This is a genomic window from Gottschalkiaceae bacterium SANA, from assembly GCA_036323355.1.
GTDB lineage: Bacteria > Bacillota > Clostridia > Tissierellales > GPF-1 > GPF-1.
In genome coordinates this window covers 3231026-3252124 of sequence record AP028876.1, presented here as the reverse complement: position 1 = coordinate 3252124, position 21099 = coordinate 3231026, and the positions used below count along the sequence as shown (strand labels likewise).

Here is a 21099-nt window from a genome sequence, read left to right as displayed (position 1 = left end):
TACCGCTGACAATTTCCGGTAAACGCTGGAATCTGGTATACTAATTAAAATGAGGTGGTTACATGATTACAAATGAAGAAATACTGATTCGATTATTAATAGCATTGGCATTTGGTGGTGTGATTGGATTTGAACGGGAAATCAATCGACGACCGGCTGGGTTTCGTACTCATGTTCTTGTAAGCGTAGGGGCATCGTTGATTATGATGATTTCTGCTTACGCATTTCCGAATGCGGATCCGACGCGGATGGCAGCTCAAGTTGTCAGTGGTGTGGGTTTCTTAGGAGCGGGCACAATTATCTTCAGTGGAGATAAAATTAAGGGATTGACGACGGCTGCCAGTATTTGGTTGTGCGCTGCTATCGGATTGGCTTCAGGTGCAGGTTTCTATTTTGCTGCAGGAGCCGCAAGCGTACTGGCATTGCTTATTCTTTTGGTTGCAGGTGCTTTAGAACGGGTTAGCGCTAAGAAAAAGTATAAGCATATACGTTTGACTTTCCATGAGCGAACGGGATTGATTGCAGATATTGGGCATATCGCAAATATGTTAAATGTCTTGATCAAGGACATCCATATGAGTCAGGGGGATGAAACGGTTTGTATGGTAGATTTGGTGGTTGATGTTCCACCGAATACGTCTTATAGTATGTTGGTGTTGGAATTATCGAAAATTGAAAGTGTTATTGAAGTTGTCTAGGAAAAAAGGGGTGTAAAATGGCGCAAGTAATCGTTGATTGAACGAAGCTTGTGCTTTTTGCCGTTCTTGCAAGGTATTTTTTTATCCGGTAAAATGAGGATAAAATATAGCTATGTACATTGAAATTGAGCTTATGGAGGTGTTTGGATGTTGAGAGTTGTATTACTTCGTCATGGTTATTCCATGGGGAACAAGTTGCATACCTTAAGTGGTTGGCATGATGTTCCGCTTACTGTAGAAGGGATTGAAGCCTTGCGGGCTTTGCAAAAATCTTATCCCTATCCAAAAACAGACGGGTATTGCTCAAGTGATTTGAGTCGTGCTTATGATACAGCGAAAATTCTTTTTCCAGACCAGGAAATTCTGAAGGTCAACGGATTTCGAGAAATTCATTTTGGCATTTATGAAGGAATGGGAATTGAAGAAATCGATCATGATCAGTTTTTTGATGCCTGGCTAGCAGGAGCCGAAGTGGAAGAGGGTGAAAGTTATGTTCGGTTTCAAGAGAGGGTGATGGATGGCTTAAAAGTTCTGAGTCAAGAAATGATAGCATCTGGTAAGGAGAGTCTCACTTTAGTTTGTCATTCAGGTGTAATTCGATTGATTTATTCCTTGTGCCGGAAAAACAATCGAGCCAATCTTTTTGAACTCCCAGTGCCTAATGGGTTGGGATTTGAGTTGTTTTTCAATTTTAAAGACAAGCAAGTAGAGTTGATAGAAATCAATCGTCTAAAGAAGATAGAAGAGCAATAGCTTTTTCTATTTGGAGATAAATGTAATCGATTACAAATTCTGAATCAAGAAGAAAACAGATGAAAGAAAATGGGAAGCATACTTTTCAGCCCCACGGGTAAGGGCATAACATAAGTGATCTTTAGAAAGAGGGTAGGACCGATGAAGATAGCCATTGTGATCAACACCTATATTGTAACAAGTCCAGGGGAGAAAAGTCCCTTTGATCACCCAACCCCTCTTTGGTTATTTGAAAAAGAGAATACATTAAAAGCTAGCTTGGAAAGTTTGCGGGATGCCAATCGTAGGGCGGAAGATGAATATACCCTGTATTTGTTTGGGATTGCAGCCAATGAAAGAATCGATTTTGACCAAGAAATAGAGCAGAAGATCAAAAAAATTGTCGAAAATGTGGGGGGACTACCGCGTGTTCATGTGATTAGCAACCGGCAGGTGGCCGATTTTCGGCAGCAGACGGAGATTGAGTTTTTCGAATCCTCGGGCTACCCAGAGATTCGGAATCTAGGATTTTTGATTCCCTTCATGTTCCACGAAGATGTAATTATGCAATTGGATGATGATGAATTGATTCGAGAAAATCATCTTGTACGGTTTGCAGAATTATTTGAGAAGAACCCTGAATATGGTATTGTGACGGCGCCATACGAACAAAATGGAAGCAGGCGTATCATAGGCGAAGATCCATTAACGACCTGGAAGAAGGTCTCTTCGATGGATGCAGACTTAAAAAAACTATTGTCGACCGATGATTGCAGTCAAACCCTGTTTGGATTGGGGGGCAATCTCTGCATAAGAAGTTCTGTTGCAAAAGAAATATTTTATCCAAGGAAGGTTCCGCGGGGAGAAGATTTTTCCTTATTATTGGCGGCGCGCTTACTCTATGAGAATGGCGACCTAAGAATGAAAATCAAACCGGGGAATCGTCTTTTTTTAACCTGGTTTTGTTCGGAAAAGGACGTCACCATTTTACATCAGCCGCCTATAAGTGAAAGAGAGGATTTCCTTCGGTCGTTTGAGAACAATATCAGGCGATTTATTTTGGAGCGCCAGATGGTGATGACACAGAAAAAATTCACCCTTTCGGATTTAAAAGATTCATCTCAATACTTATATGCCATGTTCGGACAAGAAGATTTTCGAAGACAAATATTAGATTGGATTGATACTATCCGAATGGAACGGGAAGATGTAACGGATATGAAGCAGCTGAATGAGATGGAAGAAAGATTGTTGGTATTTTTAGAAGGGGTTGAAAAAGAGCCGCGTTGGTCGAATTATTTAGAGGAACGACGGCGATTTTCCAAGGGGCAAGCTTGGTTGGCGCAATGTGATCAAGAAGAACTTTTAATGAAGATTGGGGGGTGGATCAAATGACATGGTGGAAAGACACGATTGTATATGAAATCTATCCAGATAGTTTTTATGATTCTAATGGTGATGGACTAGGGGATTTGAATGGAATTCGTGAGAAACTACCAGAACTTGTTAGGCTTGGGGTGGAAACCTTGTGGCTCTGTCCAATCTTTTCGTCTCCCATGAAGGATGGTGGATATGATGTTAGTGATTACTTAAAAATTCGTAGAAGCTTAGGAAGTCTCGAAGATTTTGATCAGTTGGTAAAATCCTTGAAAGATAACGACATGCGATTAATACTAGATATACCCTTGAATCACACTTCGGACCAGCATACCTGGTTTTTAGAGAGTAAAAAGTCAAAGAAAAATCCGTATCGGAATTTTTATATTTGGAAATCAGGACGAGGCCATGCTCCACCGAATAATTGGATTTCTTCCAAGGTGGGTGGATCATGTTGGGCGCAAACAAAGGAGACAGATGACTATTATCTTCATCTTTATTCCGACTGGCAGCCGGATTTGAATTGGGAGAATCCGGAGGTCCGCCAAGCGGTAACCCAGGTCTTGCAGTTTTGGATTGATCGTGGTGTTGATGGATTTCGACTGGATGTTATTAATAAAATTGGAAAGGAACCAGGACTACCGGATGTGAGTGTGGATCCAGCAACGAATTTACCTGAATATCCAGAAGCCTTTTTTCAAAACCATTCCTTGTCTCACAGATATATTCAAGAGTTGAGAAGCCGCTTGATTGGAGAGGATCTTTTCTTGATCGGTCAGACCCAGGGCATTACGGAGTTGGAAGCATACGCGTACGCAGCGCCGATTCGGAAAGAATTAGATTCCTTTTTGCAATTTGAACCGACGGACTACTATCGAGAAAAAAAGCAGTCTCAGGAAGCATTTATTATGGGTTGGAAAGAACGCCTATTTCGTTGGCAGATGATTGATGCTGAATTAGCGGCCATGATATTTTTTGGAAGCCATGACCTAAGTCGTACGGTTTCCCACTTTGGGGAAGATCGGCGCTACTGGCGCGAATCCTCAAAAGCGCTGGCTCTATTGCTTTTAAGTCTGCGTGGTGTTCCGGTTATTTACATGGGCGAAGAGATCGGCATGACCAATGCCAGGTATCGGCATTTTTCGCAGTATCAGGATATCCGTACCTGTTTAACCTATCAACGAAGGGTTCTTGAGGGCGGTGAGCCGGAAGAAAAGGTACTTCGAGACGTGTGGGAAACGAGTCGCGATAATGCGCGTTATCCCATGCATTGGAGTGCGGAATCCCACGCGGGATTTAGCGTGGTAAAACCGAAGCTGTCTCCGGCTATCAATTACAGGCATGTGAATGTAGCCCGTGAGTTGAATGATAAAACGTCGATTCTTTCCTTTTATCAGAGGATGATTAATCTGCGAAAAGTAGAATCGACCCTTCGGAGGGGAAGTTTCAAACCCTTAGAGTGCCAACCGGGCGTGATCAGTTTTCAACGCCTTTGGCAAGGGCGCCGACTGGTGATCGAAGTGAATTTGACAAGTCGAGAAAAAGATCGAACGTTTTTTGAAGAGGGAAAATGTTTGATCACAACGCATTCGAAGCATAAGAGGCAATCAAAGTTAGCTGCATATGAGGGGCGGATTCTTGTGATACAATAAAGACAGGGATGTGATGGGATGAACACGATTAAAGATGTAGCTAAACAGTGCGGATACTCTGTCGCAACGGTATCACGGGTATTAAACGATGATCCCATTGTGAAGGCAGAAACGCGCGAGAAGGTTTTGGCGGCGATTGAGGAGTTGAATTACCGGCCGAATCTTGTAGCGAAAAATCTAAGAATGCAAAGGAGCAATTCCATATTGGTGGTGGTTCCAACGATTTCTAACCCTTTTTATGCCGATATTCTTCGTGGTATTCAGCAAGGGGTAAAAGAGGCACATATGAATCCAATGATTGGAACCGTTGAATTTGAAACGAGTCACATGGATCATTTTCTTGCCTTGCTAGATAGTAATCAAGCAGCGGGTGCAATTTTTGTTTCTTCATCGATTACCAGTGATCGATTGGTGGAGCTTGCAAAAAAGGTTCCGGTCGTTATGTGCAATGAGTATTTCGATCCGATGCCGACTTCCTATGTGGTCGTCGACAATGAAAAAGCAGCGTATGAAGCAACCCATGAGATGCTACAATCAGGCTGTAGAAGGATCGCCTATTTTGGTGGAGCGCGAGGCTCTAGTTCGTCGGTGGATCGAGCGAATGGTGCGAAACGGGCTGGCGATGAAGTCGAGGGTGTAAGGATAGACATCTTTTGTGGTGAAGATAATTTATATCTTTTGAAGGATAAAATTGAGACTACCTTGAGGAAAAATCCCGATATAGATGGCTTACTGATGAATTCGGATACCTATGGAGCAGTTGCCATTCGAGTATTGGTTGAGAAGGGTGTGAAACCAGGGAAAGAGGTTCGGATTATCAGTTTTGACGGGACGATGATCTCGGAATTGACAACGCCGATGCTTACTTGTGTGAAACAGCCTACTTTTGATTTGGGCTATTTGTCTGTTCGTCTTTTAGAAGAGCAAATGAAAAAAATGAATGCACCACTTGAACAAGTAATTCTGCCCCATAAACTGCTTGTTCGAGAAACCTAATAGAAAAGCAAAGAATCCCCGCAGCCTTTGGCTGCGGGGATTCTGCATTTTAGTCTAAATTTTCATATTCGATGCCGGAAAATTCTACATCGCCGCTCCAGGTTCGAAAACCTGTATAGGTTTTATCTTCTTTGTTAGAATCGATCACGTAGGAATATTCACCATCATTGAAGATTGCAACATCATCGATATAGACTTTTACACCTTTGGTGTTTTCGTCGATGCTTATGACTTCTAGGCTCATGGTATGCTCGGATTTCCACCAATTACTTTCGACGTTTTCTTTCACCTTCGCTTCTGCGATATAGTCTCCAACATTAATTCTTTCGTGAGGTTTCTCTTTTCCATCTACTCGTTCTCGTTTTGCAATCATAGTGCCTAATCCAGGGTCGAATTGAATGATGGAACCACTATCCTTATTGCTTTCATTTAAGCTGGTTTCCAAGAAAATACCGTACCCATTACTACCAGCAGAAAGATCGGCTGTTGTGGTTATTTTGTAATGATTGCTTTTATCATAGGGAATGAAAGCAGCACCGCGACTAGATGAAAATTTTCCTGTGTCTTCGTTGTAGGTGAACTTTCCATAGCCGATGGTTCCAATAGTATTTAAATCTTTTACCGTACCATCGGAAAAGTCGTATTGATATCCCTTGAAGGTGACAGCACCTTCGGGTGCACCGTGGACCGAGCAAATTACACCGATCTTTCCAGAATCCAGTTCGATGGTGGAATAGGTGCCCCCGGCGGGGCAAACGGGTTGGTCATTGAAATATATTTTGGAGTCATCATCTAAAAGGGTTTGAAGCAGAACTTCCAAGTCTTCTGTCGCTTGTTGGGCCATCTGCTCATTGAGGACCTTGTTGATCAATGCACGCTGTTGGCTGCAAGCTTGATTGCCTGTTGAAGATTGAACGGCCATATAATTGGGCACGGCAATGGCAAGCACAAGCCCTAGAATTGCGAGGGTGACAAGTAATTCAATTAAGGTGAATCCATTTTTTTTCATTTGCTTTCCTCCAGGGAATTGTCAATTAATCTTATCAATAGGATTGGAGAAAATCAATTTAAATAAGTTTAAAAATTGGATCCGTGATCTCTGGTGAAGGGATCTTATTTGTTGCTTTCCCAGAATGCTTCCAAATCAGTTAATAGGGGTTTGGTTTCTCCATAGAATTGTCCATGTCGCCAGTGGTCGGGCACCAGATCAATGGCAGGTGCTTGTGAAAACCGTTGACCCACTAGAACAATCATACCCGTATCGCTTTCGGTGCGAATGACACGTCCGCCTGCCTGCATGACCTTGTTCATTCCCGGGATGACATAGGCATAAAGAAAGCCGTCTCCGTGTTTTTTATCGAAATAGGATTTAATTTGATCCCGCTGAAAACTGATCTGCGGCAATCCGATTCCCACCAGGATGGCTCCGATTAATCGATTTTCAGGCAGGTCGATGCCTTCTGAAAATACGCCGCCCAAGACACAGAATCCAAGGAGTGATTCTTCGGGTGCTTTTTCAAAGGCATCCAAAAAGACTTCTCGTTCTGGTTCGCCCCATCCGCTTTCTTGCAGAATGGTTCGTTGCTTGGGATATATGTTAAAAAAGGCATCGTATACTTGATGCATATATGCGTAAGAAGGAAAGAAAACCATATAATTTCCAGGCCGTTTCTTGATGGATTCTCCGATTAGGGCAACCAGTTGGGGGATTGCGGCATCACGATAGCGATAGCGCAGATTAATTCCGTATTGAAGGCCGACAAAACAGTTCTTTGTATCAAAGGGAGAAGAAATTGACACCGTTTTGTCTTTTTCCGTACCACCCAGCAATTCTTTGAAATAAGGAAACGGAGAGAGCGTGGCAGAAAAAAAGATCGACGACTTGGCACGTTGATTTAAAGTCCTCATCTTCATAGCGGGATCCATGCAGTAGAGATGCAAGGTGCATTGTTTTTTCTGTTGATAGAGGTAAATCAAATAGCCCTCATCTACATGTTGCTCCGCAATGCGTAAATAATCCAAGGCCTGAAAATAAAAATCCAAGAGGGTTTCCTGCAGGGGTGAATTGCGTTCAGCCAGAATGGGATCTAGATCCTCAATCAGGCGGCGAAGGGCGCGATCCATGGTATCAGGCGGTGCATCCAAGGGCTTGTAAGGGGGATCATCTTCATTTTTGAGGTCTAGAAATACGCGGTTCACCCGATTTAAAGCCTTGGCTAGTTTGGGATGATGGGGTTTGACCAAGCGGCGAAGGGTGAGTATATCCTGTTTGTTGATCTGAACAGAATACATGCTTCGCAAGCGATCTACAAGGTTGTGAGATTCATCGATCAAAAATAGATAAGGGGTATGGTCCGTGTCAAAAAAACGACGGAGATACACCTTTGGATCGTAGACGTAGTTGTAATCACCGATAATAACATCACAAAAGAGGGCAAGGTCAAAGCCCAATTCGAGAGGACAAACTTGATATTCTTTGGCATAACGGTGAATAACATCCCGGGTATAGTGAGATTCTTCTTCTAGCATGGTCCATAGACAGTTTTTCACACGATCGAAATGTCCCTTGGCATAGGGACAGATTTCCGGTTCACATTGACAAACATCATTTAGGCAAATTTTTTCTTTTGCGGTAAGCTCAATGCGTTTCAATGGAAAATCTAAAAAGAGATTCAGCGTTGTTAAGGCGATTTGCTTATGTGGCGTTTTCGCAGTTAGGTAAAAAATTTTCTCGATATTCGAATTGGGCAGGCTTTTTATGGCAGGGAAAAGCGCCGACAAGGTTTTTCCAGTGCCTGTTGGAGCTTGAAGAAATAGATTGGTCTTTTGTTGAATGGTTTGATAAACAGCAACGGCCATTTCTCGTTGGCCCGTTCGGTAGGCGGAGAATGGAAAGTTCAGGGAATGGATGGCTTGATTTCGCTTGAGAAGCCATTTGCCTTGCAAGGTTGCCCATTGATCGTAATTAATTAAAAGGTCCTCAAAATAGGCCAGCAAGTCATCGCGCTTCCAGCTTTCTTCGAAAATTTTTGATTTCTTTTCTTCCATGCTGTAGTAGGTCAGTTGAACGCCAATCTCTGCAAGATCCTCTTGAATCATGATGATTGTTGCATAGACCCTAGCTTGCGCCCAGTGAGTAAGACGGCCTTCTTCGACAAGGGCTAAGCTGCCCTTGATGCTTTTGATTTCATCGACAACAAGATGATCCTTGAAGCGGAAGATGCCATCGGCACGTCCCTCTAATTCCAAGGTATAATAGGGCGTTTCTTTCTGGAAGAGGAGATGGACTTCTGTTTCATACTCGTCGCCAAATTTTTTTTGATAGCGATTTTGCACGGTTTGGTGGGCAAAGGTGCCTTCAACTGCACGCTTTTGACTTCGAAAGGTGGTATCAATATCGCCGGATGCGAGAATGAATTCCACAAATTTACGTACAGATAGATGATTAACCATAAGAAACCTCCTTTCAGTATTATATCTCATTTGAATTACGAAAAAAACAGAAAGGAGAGAACTGAAAATTTGAAATAATTACTAAATTTAAGATAAAAGTGTTAAAATATAAATATATGGTGAATATTTGAATGAGGAGAGTGAGATGGAAAATCAAGCAGGAATCAACAAATTTCAGTTGAATGAAATATTTAGTGATGAAATGCATCAGCTTTTTGACAAAATTCCAGTTTCTGTTTTTGTTAAAACAGTAGAAGGAGAGCATCTTTTCGCGAATCAGATGTTTTGCGATATGGTGGGACGCTCTCGGGAAGAGGTCTTGGGAAGAAAAGACGTGGAATTATTTTCAAAAGAGGAAGCGCTTCAATATTTGCATCAAGACCAAATGGTTATAGAAAGTAACAATCAGTCTGCCTGCTATGATTTTCAACGACAGGGCGTAGAGATGAAAGGGAATAAGCTTGATTTTTTGGTTCATAAAGCAGTGATCAACGACCCTCGTTCAAATGAGGTTGTTGGCATCTTTGGGATGGCAATTGACAAAACGAAAGAAAATGCCTTTTATAAGGATTTAGAATGTAAGGCGAATCACGATGAACTAACAGGTTTGCCCAATGAAAGAATGATGATGCAGCTTATGGAAGCGGCTATGGCAGATCCTCAACCATATGGTGTTTTTGTAACAGATTGGTCTGGTATCGGTGGCATCAATGAAACTTTTGGATTTGCCTTTGGTGATCGATTGCTAATATCATTGGCAGACCGCTTGGGTCAAATTGCTGTGGAAAAAAATGGACAGGTTTTTCGATTAAAAATGGATGGATTTGCCCTTGTGTTGCCTTTGGAAGATAAAAAAAGTGAAAGGGTAGCCCGAGAGCTGGCATTGGAATTTGAGGAATATAATTTTGAAGGTTTGGTTCTTAGCCAAGGTGTTCAGATTGGATTTGCCGAGAAAGGTGATTCTGTTAAAACGAGTTCACAGTGGGTCAATAATGCTCGGCTGGCTTTGAATTCAATTCGAGAAGAAAAGGAAGTGAAATGGATTCGCTACTCTTCTCGTTTAAAACAGAAACGGATCAGGCGGTTTCAATTGGAGAATCGTTTGCGTTCTGCAGTCGAGGAGAAAAAAATTTATGTGGTTTATCAACCGATCATGGAGATGAAATCGGGGGAAATCAGCAAGGTGGAAGCCTTGGCAAGATGGAAAGATTCAGAACTAGGGGATATTTCACCAAGTGAGTTTATTCCGATTGCTGAGAGTAATGGTGCGATTATGCAAATTGGAGACTTTGTGATGGAAGAAGCCTTTGCCATGATTGCAGAAATCAATGCTGGAAGAAGTGTGCCCATAAGAATGGCATTGAATCTCTCGATTAAACAGATGGAGCAGGTTGAATTTGCAGAACATGTATTGAAAATGGCAGCCCGTTATCAACTGGATCCAAAATGGATTGAACTTGAAGTTACGGAAAACTTAAAATTTGATTGCCATGGCGTGGCCAATGATAATTTAAATCGATTGGACGAAGAGGGGTTCTCCATTGTTATTGATGATTTTGGAAATGGCTATGCGGCGATGGAGCGGCTGATGAATCGTTATGTTAAGCAGGTGAAGGTAAGTCAGTTTTTCACAGAGCGCATGATGCAGGACATCAATGTACAAAAGCTGGTTTCTTATATGGTGGTCTTGTCTAAGCAGATGGGTTTAAAAGTTGTGGCGGAAGGGGTAGAGACTCTTGAACAATTGAAGTTCTATCAAGAACACCAGGTTGATTATATTCAAGGATTCTATTATTATCGCCCTGCATTGAAAAAGAGCATTCACAACTGGCTCGTTTCAACAGAAGAATAAGCCCTTTGGCGCTTATTCTTTTCTTTTGAGGAAAAATGAAAAGCGGATGACACCCCGGTGCAAGCGAGATCCTAGTAAGAAGATTGACTAACGGGGATGGATAGGGTACAAAGAGGATAAGGAGGCAGACCATGAAAGAGTTATTTATTATTTATAATCCCTCTGCCGGGCGGCAATGGGAGCAAGACAAGGTTTTTGAGATCGCACGTCAGGTTCAAGTGAAAACAAATTGGATTGTCAGCCTCTACGCAACAAAGGGCCCGAAGGACGCTGAAGACATGGCTGCAACGATGATAGAACGAGATGTAGATATAGTCATGGCTTGCGGTGGTGATGGGACCATCCACGAAGTGATCAATGGCTTGATGCAATATGAAAAGCGGCCTCGTTTGGCTATACTTCCTGCGGGGACGGTGAATGATTTTGCCCGTCAGCTTAAACTTCCCAATTCGGTTGGGGATGTTGTGGATATGTTGCTGGATGAACAGGTTCAAATTGTGGATATTGGGAAAGTGAATGATCGATTTTTTATTAATGTTGCCGCTGGCGGTGCTTTTACGAGTATTGCCCACGAGCTAGCATCGGAATGGAAGACCTGGTTTGGAAGACTAGCCTATTATGTGCAGGGCGCAGTTAAAATGCCGGAAGAAATTTCAAAATCCTATTTATTAACATTCGAAACGCCAGAAAAAACATTTACGGTGGATACTCTTTTATTTCTGGTCTCTAATACGGCAAGTGTTGGGGGATTTTCCCGTGCACTGCCCGACGCATCCTATCAGGATGGCAAGTTTGATTGCTTGGTGATTGAACAGGCACCGATTCCAGAGCTGATGGAGATCTTTACACGGTTTTTGATGGGAATTCATGTACAACACTCCAAAGTTCATCATTTTCAAACCCAGGATCTGATCATTAACGGACTGAGTAGTGTGCCCCTTGATGTGGATGGAGAACGAGGCGATCTTTTACCGGTACAATTTCATATGGAGCCGGGAGCCATTGAATTAATCGTGTCTGCAGAATCGCTTTAGATTCTAATTGTTAGTAGAAAAGAACATCTGAATAAGAGGGTTGCTGTATTGTTAACCTCATTATTCAATCGGATGTTCTTTTTTTTGTCTTTTTTAAGGGTCGCGTTTCCTCTTTTCTCAAAAAGGATACCTTATAAAGTCAGGGCTATATGCCATTCGAAATCGTCGGACTACTCTGACTAGTTGGGGACATGTGGCTAAATGTGAGCTAATGTGAATTTGGTGTTGTAAAATGTGGGAAAATGTGATATTCTGTGGCTAGTGAAAACGATATCTTGAAAAAGCAAGGAAGCGAGGCGCAAAAATGGAAAAATTAAATATCAAAAAGATGAGTATTGCCTTGTGTGGGACCATGATCCTAGCAGCCGGAATTTTTTTAATTCTCAGCGAGACCAACGGCGCAGATCCCATGAGCGTGTTTTTACAAGGCGTTCACCTGAAAACGGGGGTACAGATCGGCACCATTAATCAATTGTTAAATGGAAGCATCCTTTTGCTTGTATTTTTATTGGATCGATCTAGCATTGGTATTGCCAGCATCATATATGTCACTTGCATCGGATTTTTTATGAATCTGTTCTTTGCTCACATTCCTTACGAATCAATGGGAGGGGCCATGTCTATAGGCGTGACAATCCTTGGTGTGATTCTCATTGGTATTGGAGCGGCTGTATATGTATTTGCGGATTATGGTGCAGGCGCAGTGGAAGGATTGATGGTTGTTTTAAATGAGAGAACGGGCTTATCTTTAACGCGAATTCGCATGACGATTGACTTGGGCTTTGTGGTCATTGGATTTTTGTTGGGTGGAGTTGTTGGAATTGGAACCATTGCAGGCGTGCTTCTTGTGGGCCCTACCATAGAAGGAACCTTACATCTTCTAAAAAAAATCAACACAAGGAGGATCGACAACGAATCAAAATCAGATGAATGGATGGGAAGCCAAGCGTAAAGCGGAAAGAATATTTGAAATTGTGAGAATATGAGAGAATTTGTGTTGTAAGTTGAGAAAATCTGTGGTAATCTAATTCCGGACGAAAGAAAAAATAAATCTATAATTATTCGTATTATAGCGAATGATAAGGTGAGTTTAATTCGAGAATTCAAACGAAAATGAATAAAAGACGGATAAGACCAGAGAGGAGATCACTTATGTTAGCGATCGAACGATTAAAGAAGATAGAAGAATTATTAAAAGAAAATGGAAGTGTGGTCATTAGCAGACTGAGTATTTCCCTGAATGTTTCTGAAGAAACGATTCGTCGTGATCTGGATAAGATCAGTAAGAATATGAAAATCAAGCGGGTACGTGGGGGTGCATTTTTACCAGCAACAACGGACAATGAGGTGCCCATTAAGATTCGAGAGACGATTTACTTAGAAGAAAAGCAATTGATTGGGGCAAAATGTCTTTCCATGATTGAAGATGGAATGAGCGTGATGCTTGATTCCAGTACAACGGCTCTTTATGTGGCAAAGAATCTAGATGAAAGTGGCAAAAAGGCAACTGTGATGACCAATTCACTTCTAATAGCCAGCGAGTTATCTGAAAGCAAGACGATCAAAGTGATTTCTATTGGGGGTACATTGCGTAAGTCGACCAATTCATTAGTGGGATATATGGCAACACATGCGCTTTCAAACCTATCAGCTGACATTGCCTTTGTCTCTTGCACGGCGATTACGAGAGGCTTTGGTGTAACGGATAATCACGAGGCAGAAGGGCAAGTGAGAAAGACCATGTTGGAACGTTCCGTGAAAAAAGTGTTGATTGTTGATTATACAAAATTTGATACACCGGCTGTCAATCCAATTTGTGAAATTCAAGACCTGGATCTTGTGATTGCAGACAGGAAGGTGCCAAAAGAATATAAACAAGTTTTTAAGGATCTGGAAGTGGAGCTTCTGGTCTGCAAATAGGAGGAAGAGATATGGATAATTTTCGATTTAAAAGCGCAACACGTATTTTGTTTGGCAAGGGACTAGAGTCTCAAGTTGGACAAGAGATCGCGGGTAAATATAAAAAAGTTTTGATTCATTATGGCGGTGCGCATGTTGTAGAATCTGGACTATTGGATCGAGTGACAAAGTCTTTGGAAGCAAATTTCATTGATTTTGTTGTCTTGGATGGGGTTGTGCCTAATCCAAGGTTGACGAAAGTTCACGCAGGAATTGAGCTTTGTCGCAAAGAGGACGTTGATTTTATCCTTGCCATTGGTGGTGGCTCAGCCATTGATTCGTCAAAGGCCATTGCCATGGGTGTCCCTTATGGGGGAGATGTTTGGGATTTCTATACGGGAAGTGCAACACCTGAATCTGCTTTGCCGGTTGGGACTATATTAACGATTCCGGGTTCGGGATCAGAAATGTCAGAAAGCAGCATCATTACTCATGAAGAGCAAAAATTAAAATATGGCATTGATAATGAACTGATTGTACCAGTCTTTTCGGTTCTAAATCCAGAAATGTGTTTGACCATTCCGCCTCGTTTGATGGCGGCGGGCATTGCTGATATTCTGTCTCATTTAATGGAACGATATTTCACACCGACAAAGCAGACGATTCTAAGTGATTTTCTATTAGAAGGTGCAATGAAAGCGGTCATGGAAGCGGGATTGAAGTTGATGGCGGAGCCAAAGAACTATGATCACGCAGCCGAAATTATGTGGTCGGCAACGGTAGCTCACAACGGCATGTTGTCTTCGGGCCGGATTGAAGATTGGGCTTCTCATCGCATTGAGCATGAAATTAGTGCCCTTTATGACGTGACTCATGGTGCTGGCATGGCCATGGTCTTCCCATCGTGGATGCGTTATGTGAAGGATGCAAATATTGAACGCTTCTGTCGCTTTGCAAGTGAGGTGTTTGGTGTGGCTGAGACAAGTGACCGCCTGGGATTGGCGGAAAGTGGAATTTGCGCTTTAGAAAAATTCTTCACAGATTTGGGTCTTCAAGTTCGTTTGTCCCAGGCTGGGGTTCCTGTTGATCAATTTGCTTTGATGGCACAGAAGGCAACGCAAAATTCCGAATACGTAGGAAACTTTAAAAAAATTAATGCAGAGGATATTGTAAAGATCCTAGAAATGGCGGTATAGAGAATGAAATTATTAATTAAAAATGCAAGAATTTTACCCGTTGACGAGGCCATGAGCGTCATTGAAAACGGATGGATCGGTATAGAAGATAGTACGATTGTTTTTGTTGAATCTCTTGAAACAGAGGCGGTTGTTTCCTTTAAGGCGGATCGCGTGATTGATGCAAAAGGCAAAATGGCTATGCCGGGATTCGTCAACACCCATAGTCATTCGCCCATGACTATTCTTCGATGCTTTGGAGATGACCTTCCTTTGGATGACTGGCTATTTGGCAAGATGATTCCTACAGAAGAGAAATTCAGTAAGGAAGATATTTATTGGGGCGGCATGCTGGGTGTGATTGAACAGATTAAAAGTGGGGTTACCTGCTTCGCCGACATGTATGAACCGAGTAATATCATCATGGACTTGGTGGTTGAAAATCAAATCCGAGCAAATGTTGCCGGACCTCATATTACGATCAATCCAGACAAAGAATATGAAGAATATGTGGCACACATGAAAAAGTGGAACAATTCTCACGATGGATTGATAAAAGAATCTGCTATTATTCATTCGATTTACACCTATTCGGAAGAAAAAATTCGTGCTCGTGTTGCAGCAGCGAAAGAAGCGAATACGGGGATTCAGATTCATATCTCGGAAGCACCTTTCGAACAAGCACAGATTGCTGAAAAGTATGGAAAGACACCCATGCAAATGTTGGAAGAGTGGGGCGTCTTTGATGTAGCAACTCTGGCAGCACATTGTGTGCATTTAACAGATGGTGACTTTGAAATCCTTAAAAAAAGAGACATCAGCGTTGCTCATTGTCCATCGAGCAATTTGAAGTTGGGAAGTGGAATTGCTGACGTGCCGCGCATGCTTGCTGAGGGCATTAATGTAACGATCGGAACCGATGGCGCATCCAGTAACAGTAACCTAAATTTTGTAGAAGAGATGCATTTAACGTCCATGATTCACAAAGGAAATCAGATGAATCCCTTGGTAGTCAATGCAAAGGAAGTCCTTCGCATGGCAACCGTTAATGGGGCCAAAGCGACAGGTTTTGGCAATGAAGTGGGAACCCTTGAGCCTGGCAAGAAAGCAGATCTTATTTTAATCGATACGGATAAGGCGCATTTGACACCACTAAATAATCCATTCTCGGCGGCAGTGTATAGCATGCAGGGATCGGACGTGGATACCGTGATTGTAAATGGTCGGGTCTTGATGGAAAATCGCGAAATGAAATTTGTGGATGAAGAAAAAATCAAATACCAAGTCAAAAATATCGCAAAGCGATTGATCAAATAGAAATTACTTAGGGAGGAAAAAAATATGTCAGAGGAAAATTTACTACCAGGAATTAGACTGCAAGTTGGAGATATTACACCCCGTGTTTTGGTTTGTGGAGACCCATATCGCGCCGAGAAAATTGCTAACATGCTCGACAATATGACCTGTCTTGCTAAGGGTCGTGAATACTGGACTTATCGAGGGGACTGGAAGGGTCAAACCATAACAGTTTCATCCCATGGAATCGGGGCTAGTGGTGCCATGCTTTCTTTTATCAGCTTAATTAAGGGCGGCGCGAAAGTGTTGATCCGTGTAGGTACATGCGGCGGGTTGAAGCCGGAAATTCAAGCTGGATCTTTGATCATTGCGACAGCGGCAGCCAAAGAAGACGGTGTAGCTAATATTTACGTACCAACATCATTCCCGGCCATTGCGGATTTGGATGTTACCAACGCCTTGGTCCAAAGCACAAAAGACAATGAAATGGAAGCCTTCAAGGGTATTGTTGTTACACAAGGTGCCTTCTACGGCGGGGTAATGCCGACGAATACGGTAGAGCAAATGAAATCTGGCGCTATTGCGGTGGAGATGGAAATTGCAGCCCTTTACACAGCGGCAAGCGTATTTGGTGCTCGCGCAGGTTCTGTACTTTCTGTTGATGGAAATGCCTTGGCAGTTTTGGAAGCGGCAGAAGAGAATGATCCGGATCCAGAATTGTTGAAACGAACCGTAGAGAAGAGCATCCTTATTGGTTTGGATGCATTGATTGCAGTAGACCTGTAGAGATTGGAGTTTAGAATGAGTGTGAAGAAATTAAAGACTGAATTGCTTGATGTGACATTGGAGTCTTACGAATTGAAATTGATGGCAGGGACCAGTGGTAACGCAAGCGTTTATGATAAAGAAAGTCAAGCTATGATCATTACTCCATCCAGTGTGTCCTACGATGGGATGACGATTGAAGATCTGGTTGTGATGAAGCTAGATGGAACAATCATTGAAGGTAAACATGATCCGTCTTCTGAATGGAAGATGCATGCGCAAATGTATTTGGATCGAGAAGACATTAGCTGTGTTCTTCATACGCATTCCCCATATGCAACGGGTTTTGCCGTATGCCAAGAGGGTATCCCTGTAATTCTTATCGAGATGGTACCGTTTTTGGGTGGCGATGTACCTGTAGCGGCCTTCGGTATGCCGGGTACTGCAGAGCTTGGTCTGGAAGCCTTGAAAGTGATGAATGACCGAAAAGGCTGTTTGTTGGCAAACCATGGTACTCTTGCCATCGGTAGTTCGATTCGATCAACCTTTATGTCTTCGATATATTTAGAAGACGCGGCAAAGATTTATCATATTGCAAAAAATGCGGGAAATGTGAAAGTGATCCCTCAAGAATATGTTGAGGCCATGCGCAACAGTTAAATAGAAATAGGCATTGAGACAGCAGGAATAGGCAGAAGCTTCATAAACTTGGTTTTAATAAGAACTCATAGATGTTTGCTAGGAAAATTGAATTCAAAATCGAAGGGAGAAATGAAGGTGTCTAAAAATTCAAAGGTTGGTGGAAAGAAGAAGGGAATTAGCTTCATGGATTTGATGAGCGTGTCCGTTGGACAGATCATCGGTTCAGGAATCATGATTTTAACAGGTATTGCAATTGGTTTAACTGGTCAAGGGGTGGCGTGGTCTTTTATCGCAGCGGCAATCTTGATTATTATTCCCATTACGGCTTTGGCGGCATTGGGTTCAGCCATTCCGTCTAATGGTGGCATGTATACCTATGTGCGTGACTTAATTGGTCGAAAAACGGCATTTTTCTACGTGGCACTATTGGTAGCAGGGCAATTGGTCTTGGCCAATTATGCAATCGGCTTTGCGGAGTACGCAAAGGAATTTATTCCAGGATTAAATAGTGTATTGGTAGCCAGTGTCATTATGACCTTGATCTTTTTCGCGAATCTTCGCGGATTGAAAACAGCTGTTTTCATTCAAAATATCATGGTTGTTATGCTTTTGGCGGCATTGGGTCTGTTTATTGCCTTTGGTTTGCCACAGGTAAAAGATTTTGGTTCATTCTTCCAAGTGGCCAATATTATGCCATCCGGATTTATGGGTTTTGTATCGGCAACATTCCTGGTTCGTTTTGCCTTGATCGGCGCAGAGTATTTGTCTGAGTTGGGCGGTGAATGTGAAAATCCAGGAAAAGAAATTCCTCGTGCCATGATCCTTTCTACTTTGATCGTTGCGGTTGTTTATTTCTTCATGGGTGTTGTTGCATCTGGCGTACTTCCAGTCAGTGATGTAGCCTTCCAAACCTTGGGTTCTGTTGCTAAGCAAATTTTCCCTCCAGCTGTTTACGTCTTCTTTATTGTTGGTGGTGCCATGTTTGCCTTGGTTTCTTCTTTGAACGCCGTATTCGCATGGTGTACAAAGGGAATTAAAATGGCAATTACTGATGGTTGGTTGCCTGAGGCATTAGCAGTTGAGAACAAAAAATATGGAACACCGCATTTGTTGTTGGGCATCTTCTACATCGTAGGCATGCTTCCAATTATTACAGGCGGAACGATTGAGTACATTGCCATTATTGGTAATAATATTGGTTTGATCTTCGCGATCTTCCCAGTATTGGCTGTCATGTTCTTGCCTAAGAAAAATCCTGAAGCATACAAGAATGCTTATTTTAAATTGCCAATGTGGGCTATGTATGCCTTGCCGATTGCAAGTGCGGGTATTTATGCCTTTGGTTTCTATTCGAGTGTTGATTTTATAGGACCGTTTGGTTTGAAAGTTATGGCCGGATATTGTGCATTGGTTATTGCTTATGCCTTTATTCGTGAACCAAAAGTGAAACAAGTGGAAGCACAAAGAGCAAAAGACAACAAAGCTGCTTAGTGCGAAAGACACAGGGGGTTGACGAAATGAAAAGAGAAGATGCAAATCTAGCCTTTATGCTGCAATACGAGCATGTTGCTTGGTATGAAGCTGGAAAGGTACGAATATTGGATCGACGAATTTATCCGACAAAGATTGAATTTGTTACGTGTAACACGCACCAAGAGGTGGCACAAGCCATCGCGGACATGGTCACGCAAAGCGCGGGTCCTTATACGGCAGCCAGCATGGGTATGGCTCTTGCTGCGGATGAATGTAAGAAGTTAAAGGAAGCGGATCAAATGAGCTACCTGAAGGAAGCGGCTTATCGTTTGTCCCACGCGCGACCAACAACCGTGAACCGTATGGAAATGATTGTAGGCGGTTGCCTGAAGGTTGCAGAAAAGGCGCTGAAAGCGGGCAAAGCAGTTGATGAGGCCATCTTCCTGCATACCATTGATTCCATGAACCGCCGCTATGCAAAGATTGGCGAAGTGGCCACCTATTTGGTGGACATGTTCCCGGACAACGGGAAGATTATGACCCAGTGCTTTGGTGAGACCATCGTTGGTATGATGTTGCGAGAAGCGAAAGAGAGACAGAAAAACATTAAGTTATTCTGTCCGGAAACGCGTCCTTATCTTCAAGGGGCTCGATTGACTTCATCGGTTGCCTATGACATGGGTTTTGATGTAACGGTGATTACGGATAATATGCCGGCATTCACCATGCAGACAAAGGGAATTGATCTTTTCACATCTGCAGCGGATTCTATTACCATGGACGGCCATGTGGTCAACAAGGTTGGAACCATGCAAATTGCCATTGCAGCAAAATACTTTGGTGTTCCATACTTTGTAACAGGCATCCCTGATGAAGTGTACAAGACCATCAATGATGTAACCATTGAAGAACGAAATCCAGCAGAGGTTCTTGAATGCCGTGGCATTAAGAATACCTTGGATGGCGTTAAGGGATACTATCCTGCCTTTGATATTACACCGCCTGCCTTGGTGAGTGGTGTGGTTACGGATCGTGGGATCTATAGCCCTTATGATTTGAAACGCTATTATGAAACAGAAACCGGTAACTACTGGTAAATTCAACAGAGAAAGCAATAAAAATACCGCATTCCGTTTTTCGGAATGCGGTATTTTCGTATCATTTGTTTTATCGAGGTTGTTTGGGAAGTGAAACGCTGTAACACGTTGTTTGTGGTGGAAGGCTCATGGTCATGGCCATGCTGTGGGTAAAAGTAATTCGATCATTGACGTGATAGTTGCTAAAAGCGGCTTCCATCATGGTGTCATCGAAGATATGAAGCAAAATATCGCCTTTTTCGGTTTCCACCAAAAAGGAAAGATGCAATGGATTGTTGTTGATCTCTTTAATCCTTCCGGCGGCTTCGAGGGTGAAATCTCCGGCTTGAACGATTTTTAATCGGTACTCGGTTTCGTTTTCATAAGTGAGAAAGACCAGCTGTGCGCGATTGCCAACTTTCAATGCTCGTTTTCCTGCCTGGCTGATGGTAACGCGATTTAAGTCAATGGTCATCCCGTCGATGGTTACAGTTGTTTCATTCAAGGATTCAATGCTTCCATCGATAAAGATGCGACCTTCTTGGGATTGCTTGTCAAGTACATTAATAGCAATGGCATTATCGCCGGTATAGAAGACTTCAATGATGGTTCCCAACTGTAAATCGTAAAACATCTTGGTGTTAATTTTAGTATAGATATCGGTTGCAAGAGTTAAGTCTTTTTTGGTGATTTCATCTTTAATAGTCAATCGATATCCTTCTTCTGCGGTTTCGAAGGCAACAATTCGACCGTAGGCTTTCATGGTGTCAGCCACTTGCAGTCTGTCAAAGCCGAGTACATTTTCTTGAATAGGTGCTGATATTAGCATGGGTTTGTCTCCAAATAGGGTCGGGATTGGTGTCTGATCTGCAAAACTGGCACCAGAAGCCAGAAGGGCAAGTAATAAAACGCTAATCATTAATTTTTTCATTTTTTATTCTCCTCTTTAATTGAACTTATACTTAAGCAGACGGAATGG

18 protein-coding genes are annotated in these 21099 nt (G+C 42.5%); 15 read left to right on the top strand and 3 right to left on the bottom strand.

Features of this window, described 5'->3' with window-relative positions:
- The first annotated feature begins 62 nt into the window (after positions 1-62).
- From AC25CA_RS15690 to AC25CA_RS15670, 5 genes are all read left to right on the top strand, one after another.
- The gene (locus tag AC25CA_RS15690) at positions 63-698 is read left to right on the top strand and encodes an MgtC/SapB family protein (protein ID WP_486814784.1); all 636 of its coding nucleotides are present in this window, start codon (positions 63-65) and stop codon (positions 696-698) included.
- A 147-nt stretch (positions 699-845) separates the two neighbouring features.
- A complete protein-coding gene (locus AC25CA_RS15685) occupies positions 846-1451 on the top strand; it encodes a histidine phosphatase family protein (protein WP_486814783.1) in 606 nt (201 codons plus the stop codon).
- 141 nt (positions 1452-1592) lie between these two features.
- The gene (locus tag AC25CA_RS15680) at positions 1593-2825 is read left to right on the top strand and encodes a glycosyltransferase family protein (protein WP_486814782.1); all 1233 of its coding nucleotides are present in this window, start codon (positions 1593-1595) and stop codon (positions 2823-2825) included.
- Positions 2822-4459, top strand: a complete 1638-nt coding sequence (locus AC25CA_RS15675; RefSeq protein WP_486814781.1) for an alpha-amylase family glycosyl hydrolase — start codon at positions 2822-2824, stop codon at positions 4457-4459. The genes AC25CA_RS15680 and AC25CA_RS15675 overlap by 4 nt, the downstream gene beginning before the upstream one ends.
- Positions 4460-4477: 18 nt before the next feature.
- Positions 4478-5455: a LacI family DNA-binding transcriptional regulator gene (locus tag AC25CA_RS15670; protein ID WP_486814780.1), complete on the top strand. Its 978-nt coding sequence runs from the start codon at positions 4478-4480 to the stop codon at positions 5453-5455.
- A gap of 49 nt (positions 5456-5504) precedes the next feature.
- Here the strand turns inward: AC25CA_RS15670 and AC25CA_RS15665 are convergent, their stop codons facing one another.
- Entirely contained in the window at positions 5505-6464 is a 960-nt protein-coding gene (locus tag AC25CA_RS15665; protein ID WP_486814779.1) for a type II secretion system protein, read from the bottom strand.
- Positions 6465-6568: 104 nt separating this feature from the next.
- The gene (locus tag AC25CA_RS15660) at positions 6569-8908 is read right to left on the bottom strand and encodes an ATP-dependent DNA helicase (protein ID WP_486814778.1); all 2340 of its coding nucleotides are present in this window, start codon (positions 8906-8908) and stop codon (positions 6569-6571) included.
- Between the two features lie 145 nt (positions 8909-9053).
- On the opposite strand from AC25CA_RS15660, the gene AC25CA_RS15655 reads away from it, so the two are divergent.
- From AC25CA_RS15655 to AC25CA_RS15610, 10 genes are all read left to right on the top strand, one after another.
- Entirely contained in the window at positions 9054-10760 is a 1707-nt protein-coding gene (locus tag AC25CA_RS15655) for a sensor domain-containing protein (RefSeq protein ID WP_486814777.1), read from the top strand.
- 131 nt (positions 10761-10891) lie between these two features.
- Positions 10892-11794, top strand: a complete 903-nt coding sequence (locus AC25CA_RS15650; RefSeq protein WP_486814776.1) for a diacylglycerol/lipid kinase family protein — start codon at positions 10892-10894, stop codon at positions 11792-11794.
- 304 nt (positions 11795-12098) lie between these two features.
- A complete protein-coding gene (locus tag AC25CA_RS15645; protein WP_486814775.1) occupies positions 12099-12746 on the top strand; it encodes a YczE/YyaS/YitT family protein in 648 nt (215 codons plus the stop codon).
- 200 nt (positions 12747-12946) lie between these two features.
- Positions 12947-13714 (top strand): DeoR/GlpR family DNA-binding transcription regulator, encoded by a 768-nt coding sequence (locus AC25CA_RS15640; RefSeq protein ID WP_486814774.1) that lies wholly within the window; start codon positions 12947-12949, stop codon positions 13712-13714.
- Between the two features lie 11 nt (positions 13715-13725).
- Positions 13726-14889: an iron-containing alcohol dehydrogenase gene (locus AC25CA_RS15635; RefSeq protein WP_486814773.1), complete on the top strand. Its 1164-nt coding sequence runs from the start codon at positions 13726-13728 to the stop codon at positions 14887-14889.
- Between the two features lie 3 nt (positions 14890-14892).
- A complete protein-coding gene (locus tag AC25CA_RS15630; RefSeq protein ID WP_486814772.1) occupies positions 14893-16185 on the top strand; it encodes an amidohydrolase family protein in 1293 nt (430 codons plus the stop codon).
- Positions 16186-16209: 24 nt separating this feature from the next.
- Positions 16210-16950 (top strand): nucleoside phosphorylase, encoded by a 741-nt coding sequence (locus tag AC25CA_RS15625; protein ID WP_486814771.1) that lies wholly within the window; start codon positions 16210-16212, stop codon positions 16948-16950.
- Between the two features lie 15 nt (positions 16951-16965).
- Positions 16966-17589 carry a class II aldolase/adducin family protein gene (locus AC25CA_RS15620; RefSeq protein WP_486814770.1) on the top strand — a complete coding sequence of 208 codons (624 nt, stop codon included), beginning with the start codon at positions 16966-16968 and terminating at the stop codon, positions 17587-17589.
- A 117-nt stretch (positions 17590-17706) separates the two neighbouring features.
- Positions 17707-19062, top strand: coding sequence for an APC family permease (locus AC25CA_RS15615; protein ID WP_486814769.1), 1356 nt, complete (start codon positions 17707-17709; stop codon positions 19060-19062).
- A 26-nt stretch (positions 19063-19088) separates the two neighbouring features.
- Complete coding sequence (locus AC25CA_RS15610) at positions 19089-20141, top strand: S-methyl-5-thioribose-1-phosphate isomerase (RefSeq protein WP_486814768.1); 1053 nt, start codon at positions 19089-19091, stop codon at positions 20139-20141.
- Positions 20142-20211: 70 nt separating this feature from the next.
- On the opposite strand, the gene AC25CA_RS15605 is transcribed toward AC25CA_RS15610, so the two are convergent.
- Positions 20212-21051, bottom strand: a complete 840-nt coding sequence (locus tag AC25CA_RS15605; RefSeq protein ID WP_486814767.1) for a hypothetical protein — start codon at positions 21049-21051, stop codon at positions 20212-20214.
- Between the last annotated feature and the right edge of the window lie 48 nt (positions 21052-21099).

Excerpts from the sequence above, each read along its gene's own strand:
- AC25CA_RS15660 (WP_486814778.1), bottom strand. The coding sequence starts at position 8,908 with ATGGTTAATCATCTATCTGTACGTAAATTTGTGGAATTCATTCTCGCA.
- AC25CA_RS15665 (WP_486814779.1), bottom strand. The coding sequence starts at position 6,464 with ATGAAAAAAAATGGATTCACCTTAATTGAATTACTTGTCACCCTCGCA.
- AC25CA_RS15620 (WP_486814770.1), top strand. The coding sequence starts at position 16,966 with ATGAGTGTGAAGAAATTAAAGACTGAATTGCTTGATGTGACATTGGAG.
- AC25CA_RS15680 (WP_486814782.1), top strand. The coding sequence starts at position 1,593 with ATGAAGATAGCCATTGTGATCAACACCTATATTGTAACAAGTCCAGGG.
- AC25CA_RS15655 (WP_486814777.1), top strand. The coding sequence starts at position 9,054 with ATGGAAAATCAAGCAGGAATCAACAAATTTCAGTTGAATGAAATATTT.
- AC25CA_RS15605 (WP_486814767.1), bottom strand. The coding sequence starts at position 21,051 with ATGAAAAAATTAATGATTAGCGTTTTATTACTTGCCCTTCTGGCTTCT.
- AC25CA_RS15625 (WP_486814771.1), top strand. The coding sequence starts at position 16,210 with ATGTCAGAGGAAAATTTACTACCAGGAATTAGACTGCAAGTTGGAGAT.
- AC25CA_RS15610 (WP_486814768.1), top strand. The coding sequence starts at position 19,089 with ATGAAAAGAGAAGATGCAAATCTAGCCTTTATGCTGCAATACGAGCAT.
- AC25CA_RS15650 (WP_486814776.1), top strand. The coding sequence starts at position 10,892 with ATGAAAGAGTTATTTATTATTTATAATCCCTCTGCCGGGCGGCAATGG.
- AC25CA_RS15675 (WP_486814781.1), top strand. The coding sequence starts at position 2,822 with ATGACATGGTGGAAAGACACGATTGTATATGAAATCTATCCAGATAGT.
- AC25CA_RS15645 (WP_486814775.1), top strand. The coding sequence starts at position 12,099 with ATGGAAAAATTAAATATCAAAAAGATGAGTATTGCCTTGTGTGGGACC.
- AC25CA_RS15670 (WP_486814780.1), top strand. The coding sequence starts at position 4,478 with ATGAACACGATTAAAGATGTAGCTAAACAGTGCGGATACTCTGTCGCA.
- AC25CA_RS15635 (WP_486814773.1), top strand. The coding sequence starts at position 13,726 with ATGGATAATTTTCGATTTAAAAGCGCAACACGTATTTTGTTTGGCAAG.
- AC25CA_RS15630 (WP_486814772.1), top strand. The coding sequence starts at position 14,893 with ATGAAATTATTAATTAAAAATGCAAGAATTTTACCCGTTGACGAGGCC.
- AC25CA_RS15640 (WP_486814774.1), top strand. The coding sequence starts at position 12,947 with ATGTTAGCGATCGAACGATTAAAGAAGATAGAAGAATTATTAAAAGAA.
- AC25CA_RS15685 (WP_486814783.1), top strand. The coding sequence starts at position 846 with ATGTTGAGAGTTGTATTACTTCGTCATGGTTATTCCATGGGGAACAAG.
- AC25CA_RS15690 (WP_486814784.1), top strand. The coding sequence starts at position 63 with ATGATTACAAATGAAGAAATACTGATTCGATTATTAATAGCATTGGCA.